Genomic DNA, 201 nt, shown 5'->3' on the forward strand with positions numbered 1-201 from the left:
GGGGGGCTCGGCGTGGCAGGGGAACCATTAAGGGCACTTAGGTAGTAAGGGCTACACTAAGGAGGAAGAGGGGCTCGACGTGGCAGGGGAACCATTAAGGGCACTCAGGTAGTAAGGGCTACACTAAGGAGGAAGGGGGGCTCGACGTGGCAGGGGAAACATTAAGGGCACTCAGGTAGTAAGGGCTACACTAAGGAGGAA

It is taken from the genome of Neolewinella persica DSM 23188 (genome assembly GCF_000373105.1).
Taxonomy (GTDB): domain Bacteria; phylum Bacteroidota; class Bacteroidia; order Chitinophagales; family Saprospiraceae; genus Neolewinella; species Neolewinella persica.